At 71.3% G+C, this 6,129-nt stretch carries 8 protein-coding genes and 1 pseudogene; 2 read left to right on the top strand and 7 right to left on the bottom strand.

The genetic code is table 11. The features are described from left to right. Positions 1–237: 237 nt before the first annotated feature. From ABZ924_RS19600 to ABZ924_RS19585, 4 genes are all read right to left on the bottom strand, one after another. Positions 238–612, bottom strand: coding sequence for a hypothetical protein (locus ABZ924_RS19600; RefSeq protein ID WP_361910951.1), 375 nt, complete (start codon positions 610–612; stop codon positions 238–240). Between the two features lie 161 nt (positions 613–773). Beyond that, a complete protein-coding gene (locus tag ABZ924_RS19595; RefSeq protein ID WP_361910948.1) occupies positions 774–1,007 on the bottom strand; it encodes a zf-HC2 domain-containing protein in 234 nt (77 codons plus the stop codon). Next, the gene (locus tag ABZ924_RS19590) at positions 1,004–1,675 is read right to left on the bottom strand and encodes a sigma-70 family RNA polymerase sigma factor (RefSeq protein WP_361910945.1); all 672 of its coding nucleotides are present in this window, start codon (positions 1,673–1,675) and stop codon (positions 1,004–1,006) included. Before ABZ924_RS19590 ends, ABZ924_RS19595 begins: the two co-directional genes overlap by 4 nt. A 128-nt stretch (positions 1,676–1,803) precedes the next feature. Then, positions 1,804–2,049 carry a zf-HC2 domain-containing protein gene (locus ABZ924_RS19585; RefSeq protein WP_361910942.1) on the bottom strand — a complete coding sequence of 82 codons (246 nt, stop codon included), beginning with the start codon at positions 2,047–2,049 and terminating at the stop codon, positions 1,804–1,806. Between the two features lie 420 nt (positions 2,050–2,469). On the opposite strand from ABZ924_RS19585, the gene ABZ924_RS19580 reads away from it, so the two are divergent. Then, positions 2,470–3,132 (top strand): hypothetical protein, encoded by a 663-nt coding sequence (locus ABZ924_RS19580; RefSeq protein WP_361910939.1) that lies wholly within the window; start codon positions 2,470–2,472, stop codon positions 3,130–3,132. A gap of 27 nt (positions 3,133–3,159) precedes the next feature. Here ABZ924_RS19580 and ABZ924_RS19575 read toward each other — a convergent pair whose 3' ends face one another. From ABZ924_RS19575 to ABZ924_RS19565, 3 genes and pseudogenes are all read right to left on the bottom strand, one after another. Further along, on the bottom strand, positions 3,160–4,425 hold the full coding sequence (locus ABZ924_RS19575) for a PP2C family protein-serine/threonine phosphatase (protein WP_361910960.1): 1,266 nt from the start codon (positions 4,423–4,425) through the stop codon (positions 3,160–3,162). Between the two features lie 87 nt (positions 4,426–4,512). Continuing rightward, positions 4,513–4,824, bottom strand: a pseudogene (locus ABZ924_RS19570) (STAS domain-containing protein); the annotation flags it as partial. A gap of 57 nt (positions 4,825–4,881) precedes the next feature. Next, entirely contained in the window at positions 4,882–5,295 is a 414-nt protein-coding gene (locus ABZ924_RS19565; RefSeq protein WP_361910936.1) for an AsnC family transcriptional regulator, read from the bottom strand. Between the two features lie 495 nt (positions 5,296–5,790). On the opposite strand from ABZ924_RS19565, the gene ABZ924_RS19560 reads away from it, so the two are divergent. After that, the gene (locus ABZ924_RS19560) at positions 5,791–6,051 is read left to right on the top strand and encodes a hypothetical protein (RefSeq protein ID WP_361910933.1); all 261 of its coding nucleotides are present in this window, start codon (positions 5,791–5,793) and stop codon (positions 6,049–6,051) included. Positions 6,052–6,129: the final 78 nt, after the last annotated feature.

The raw sequence follows: 6,129 nt of genomic DNA, 5'->3' as shown, positions 1-6,129 counted from the left end.
GGCCCCAAATGGGGGGGGTGGGGGGGGCGCAAGGCCCCCACCCGCTCCTCGCCCTTTTCGGATCCTCCTGCGGGACCGACAGCCCCTACGACACGATGGGATGCCCCCGACGATCGCGGCGATCAGCAGGTGGACGGCGAAGCCCACGACGGGCGAGTCGGTTCTGACGATGGCCGCGACGGTGGGCAGGAAGGGCCACCGCCGAGTTCAGGGTGATGTCCTCGGCGGTGGCCCTGCTCACCCGTGCGCCGGGTTTGCGCTGCGCGTACCGGCCGAGCTCGGGCCACAGTTCCGGTGGCAGCTGCTCCCGCGTGCACGATCACGAACCTGGGCCGCAGAGCGTGCAGGCGCGTGTAGAGCGCTGACGTGCCTGGCCTCCACCGTGCCGGAGACGACGCCGACGAGGAGCGGGGTGAAGAGCAGGAAGTTCGATTGGCTGATCAGCGTCACATGGGTGACGAGCCCGCGACCGACCACGACGGCGTGTCCCCCTTCAAGGAGAGGGGCGAGGGTGAGGGCCCAGGTAACCCAGTCGAGCAGGCCGATGAGCAGACCGACGGAGAAGGCAGAGCCGCTGCTCTGCCAGTGCTCACCGAAGAGGAGGCCGAGCACGGCTCCCAGCACCACCGTGTGTCCGGCCCACGGGATCCACCGCGGGCCGTCACCAGCGCGACCACCACTCCACCGGGCAGTCCGGCGGCGACACCGAACAACCGAACAAGAGTTTTCTGCGCAGAGTCAAGCACGTTCAGAGCGGACGCACCGCACGAGCGTTACACGCCCTGCTGCCAGTCCCGGAAGGCGGAGAGGAGGTGCTGCCTGGCGTCCGACGAGATGCTGTCCGGGGTCAGTTCGCCCGTGGCGGCAATCGTCTGACGGAACTGGTCGAGGTAGTTCTCGCATCCGGAGCACTCCGCCAGGTGTTCGATGAAGCGCCGCTCGTCCCCTTCGGACAACGCGCCGTCGAGGAACTCGGTCACCAGCTCCACGAAGTCGTTGCAGTTCACGCGAGTTCCTTCCCGCCCGCGACGCCATAGGCATCGAACACGTACGACTCCAGCTTACGGCGCAGCAGAGCCCTGCCCCGATGGAGGAGGACGCGCTGGTTCCCCGGCGAGATCTCAAGGAGCGAGCACACCTCGTCGGATCCGTACCCGTCCACGTCGCGCAGGGTGATCACGGTACGCAGGCGGGGCGGGAGCTCGTCGATCGCCTCCGCGATCACCGAGCGGACCTCGCCGCGCAGCACGTGGTCCTCGGGGATGTGCCAGGAACGCGGCTCCTGTCCGGCGACCCAGTGTCCGGCGTACGGCTCGCCGGGGGCGCGGAAGCGCTCGGCGTCGACCGTCGGCCCCTCCTCCTCCGGCAGCAGGCTGGCGAAGGGAACGGTCCTGCTCTCCTTCGTGCCCCGCGCCTTGGCGGTGTTGACGAGGATCCGGTACACCCACGTCTTCAGTGACGCGCGGCCCTCGAAGCCGTCGATGCCCCTGATCACCGCCAGCCAGGTGTCCTGGACGGCCTCCTCGGCGGAGTCCTTTGTCGACACGAACGACATGGCGAGCCGAAGCATGCCGCCCGACCAGGAGTCCAGGACCAGGGCGAACGTCTCCTCGTCACCGTCGCGGAGGCGCTGCACCAGAACCTCGTCCGGGGGTAGTTCGCGCGGGCCCGCCATTCTTCTCTCCTTGCCGGACGTCAACTGGAAGGGCCAGCCTAGGGCAATGGGGCGGTGCGGCCATTCGCAGGGTGCGTTCGTTCATCTCCCGCCGAGAACCTTCGCAGCCGCTCCGGCGGCCGCCGAGGTCAGTCGCGCGGCCTGCTGCGGAACGCCGCGAGGAGTTGATCGCGTGTTGCCGCGGAGGGCAGGTGCGATCCGCGCAGCGTGCCCGCGGTCGCGGCCGCGGCCGCGACGGTCTGCCGGAACTGGTCGAGGTACGTCTCGCAGCCCTCACACCGCGCCAGGTGAACGAGACAACGCAGCTCGGCCGGTTCGGCCATGGCGCCGTCGAGGAACTCGGTCACCAACTCCGCGAACTCGGCACAGTCCATGACACCTGCCTGCTCTCGTGCGGCGGACGGACGATCGACTCCTCACCGGCACATCCCGGTAAGGAGTCGACCCCCATCATGCCTCCGTCGCGGCGCCGTGTCGGACCCCCGGGTCCCGTTCGTCAGCGCGGACAGCGGTCGGCCGGCAACCGCGGCCGGGCCCTGGCCGAACCTCGGAGCGTCGCCGGCGGTCACGTTCAGGCGGCCACTCCTGCGGGGAGTGGGGCGCGCCGGACAGGCCGGTGGCGGCTTGCTCAGGCGACGTGTGCGGGTCGCCGTCGGGACCCGTGAGCGGCGCCTACCCGCCGCACACCGCCTGACACGGCTCGCCCTGCAGGCGTGACAGACAGGGAGCGGGGCAGGCGCCGAAAGCAGCCACGCCCCCGACCGCATCAGCTGCCGACCGGAAGGAAGACCCCCATGGCCGCCCCCGCTCCCGCGCCCACTCCTCCGCACCGCGTCACCGCGACCGTTCTGCGGCCCGTCGGCACGCCTGTACCGCTGGGCTTCCTGGCGCTGGCCGGGGCAGCCTTCGTGACCGCCGGCCTCCAGCTCGGGTGGACGCCACCCGCCGAACGGGCCGCCGCCGGCACGGTCATGATCGCATTCGCGTTCCCGCTGCAGCTCCTGGCGTCCGTACTGGGCTTTCGCGCCAGGGACACCGCCTTCGGCACGGCCATGGCCGTCCTGGCAGGAAGCTGGCTGGTGCAAGGAGTCGTGCTGAGCGCCGGTCCCCTGCCCGGAACACGGCATGCCCTCGGCCTGTTCCTGCTGGTCACCGCCGCCAGCCTGCTCGTACCCATTGCCGCCGCCGACACCGGCAAGATCGCAGCCACCGTCGTCATCGCCTGCGCCTCCCTGCGGCTGGGCGCAACCGGACTCCACGAGCTGACCAGGGCCCCGGAATGGGAGACCGCCTCGGGCGTCATCGGGCTCGTCCTGACGGCGGCCGCACTGTACGCGGCCGCCGCCTTCGCGCTCGAGGACACCCGACACCGCCCGGTCCTCCCCGTGGGACGCCCCGGTTCCCGGTCCACCGCAGTGCGCCAGCGGACCGAGCCAGGAGAACGCCCGGAATTGTGACCCGGCGAGGACGCAGGCGGCGCGCGGTCACCCCGTGCTGGACCACGACGGATCTGTGCGCAGACGTGTGCGTGGTGGTGGGTCCGCGGCGGCGTCCACGGACTGCAAGGTGGTTCCGTCACCGCTTGCCGCCGGAGGGGACTGTGGTCCGTGCCAGTCCAGGCACAGGACGGTGGCGTCGTCCTTCGGCGGGCGGCCTCCGTAGGCGTCGGTGACCGCGCCGACCAGAGTGCGCACCGCCTCGCGCGGGTGCTCGGCCGCGGTCTTGCGCAGGAGGGCGGGCAGGTCGACGGCCGCGGCGTCGCGTTCCTGCATGCCGTCGGTGTGCAGCAGGAGGCGGTCACCGGGGCGCAGGTCGAGGTCTTGGACCTGGTAGGCGCCTTGCGCGGGGATGCCGAAGGGAAGGTTCACGGCCAGGAGGAGTTCGGTGACGGCGCCGTCGCGCAGCAGGTAGGGCCAAGGGTGGCCGGCGTTGACGAGCTGGGCGTGGCTGCCGTCCAGGGCGACGCGCAGGAGTTGTCCGGTGGCGAGGCTGTGGTGGCCGTGGTCGAGGAGGGCCTGGTGGGTCTGGCGTGCTTGTTCTGCGAGGTCGGCGCCGGCGCGGCGGGCGCCGCGGGAGGCGTTGACCAGGAGGGTGGCCATGAGGGAGGCGCTGACGTCGTGGCCCATGGCGTCGGTGATCGACAGGTGCAGGGTGTGGGTGTCGAGGCTGTAGTCGTAGGTGTCGCCGGCGATGTCGGAGGCGGGGACCAGGGCGCCGGCCAGGGTGAACTCGGGGGCTTCGCAGCAGGAGGCGGAGGGCAGGAGCTGACGCTGGATCTCCGCGGAGAGGCTGACCGGGCCGGTGCGGTTGCCCCAGTGGTAGAGGTCGGTGAAGCGGCGGTCCGTGACGATGATGTACGCCAGCGCGTGCGCGGCCTCCTGGACTTGGACACATACCTCCGGTGTGGCCTGGGTGAGGAACAGCTCCAGGACACCGATGGTGTCGCCGCGGTTGGTGACCGGGGCCAGCACCCGGTGCCCGTCATGGCCGTCTGCGGCCACCACGAGCTCCTGGCTGCGCAGCACGTCGTCGTAGACGCTGCTGCCCTCCAGCGGGACCTGTTCGGCAGGCTGCTGCCCCGACTCGACCGCGGTGTCGTGAACCCGCAGCAGGCGTCGGCCGACGATGTCGACGAACAGGAACGACACGTACCTGGCATCGAACCGGTCGCGCAGATTGCGCGCCACCACGTCGAGGGAGCGCACCGGCGCGGCGCTCTCGGCTGCTGCCAGCACCTGGCCCAGCCCCATCCGATCACGCGGCGCGGCGGCGCCCCCGGACTCGGACACGGATTTCCCTCCCTCGGGGGGTGTGGGCCAGGCGCGCACTGTCAGCATGTGCTGCACCCCGCTGAGGCGCAGCAGGCGGGCGACCGGCCGGCTGAGGGCGGTCAACACGAGCGATTTCCCGGTATCCAGGGCCAGCCGGTCCAGGTCCAGCAGGATGTGCAGACCGGTGGTGCCGCAGAAGGTGACGGCGGACAGGTCGACGTCGAGGCCGTCGCGGCTGGAGTTCAGGGCCGCGATGAGGTGCTCACGCAGTCCGCTGCCGTCGTCCATGTCGATCTCGCCGCGCACGCGGGCCAGCACCCGCTGCGGCCCCGGCACGAAGACCACCCCGGCGACGGCAGGGGGCAGCGTGCCGCTCATGTGCTGCGCCGCAGTAACCGGCAGGCGGTCGGGAAGAGAGGTCACGGCCTGCTCCCTTCACACCCCGATCCCCCGGGAGGAAGGCCTGGCAGGGCGCGGCGGCATCGCCGGCCCCGGTCCCGCACGGGGTGGCGGGTCGGCCATGCGGTTCGTGGAAGCGGCCGGCTCGGCCCGGGGGTCGAGGCCGACCAGCAGGTGCAGGAGGTTCGCGATCTCGTGGTGGCCCTCGGCCGGATGGCGGAAGAGCGTCCCGGGCGTGACCTCGTAGTGGTTGCGGCGGCCACGGCGTACCCGGGTGAGGTACCCGGCGGTCTCCAGGTCCCGGACGATGGCCCCAGCCGCCCGTTCCGTGAGCTGGCAGCTGCTGGCCAGGTCACGCAGCCGGATCTCCGAATCACGAAGGATCATGGCGAGGATCCGGGCGTGGTTCGTGAGGAACGTCCAGCTGGACCGAGGCTCCACCGATTCCATGCCCGAATTGTACGATTTGCGATTCCGGTTTCACCAGACCTGAACCCGACAGCCTGCAGCACACCCCGTGGAGGGACGGCGGCATTTCTCGTCGCTACGGGACAGCCTGCAGGCAGCGGGAAAGAGGCAGCCGCACCCGCCCGACCTGGAGCCGGCGCCCGGAGACCGTGTGTGCGCCGCAACGGCGCTCCGACGACGGGCGGGAAGGGACAGCAGCGGCGCGATTCCCCCGGCCGGCCCACAACATCCGGCGGTACGAGCGTGCCCGTGTCACGGTGGCAGGGCGACGAGAGGTCCACGCATGCGGGGCCCGGCCGGTCGAAAAAGCCACCCGGCCGGGCCCGCCACGTACGCCGTTGCCCGACACCGATCATGCCCTCGAGGGCAGGGGATCCGCGCGGGTGAGCGGCACACGGCCCTCGGCCGCGTCCTGCCCCGGCCGACCGTTCCCCGCGCAACGGCGCCCGGGCCCGCCTTGACCAGCTGGAGACCACCATGCTCGAACGCAAGTACCTCACAGGCCGTACCCAGGTCGCCTTCGTCCTCCCCGAGGACACCGCGGCCGGGCCGGTCAGCGTGGTCGGGGATTTCAACCATGGGAACCCCGCAACCCACCACCTCCAGACCCGCGCCGCCCACGTCTCCCTACCCACCCACAGCAGCCACTCCTTCCGCTACCTCGCGGCGGGCGACTACTGGTTCGACGACGAGCAAGCCGACCTGCACGACGGCGCCAACAGCCGCATCGGCACCTGAATCACCCGTCAGGGGCTGCCGCACCCGCCTGCATCCACAGGACCAGCAGCTGTTCGTGCCTGCGCGCCTTCCGGGGCG

Source organism: Streptomyces sp. NPDC046876 (assembly GCF_040645035.1).
Taxonomy (GTDB): Bacteria; Actinomycetota; Actinomycetes; order Streptomycetales; family Streptomycetaceae; genus Streptomyces.
The sequence above is the reverse complement of the archived record's forward strand: the minus strand, read 5'-3'. Positions and strand labels throughout refer to the sequence as shown.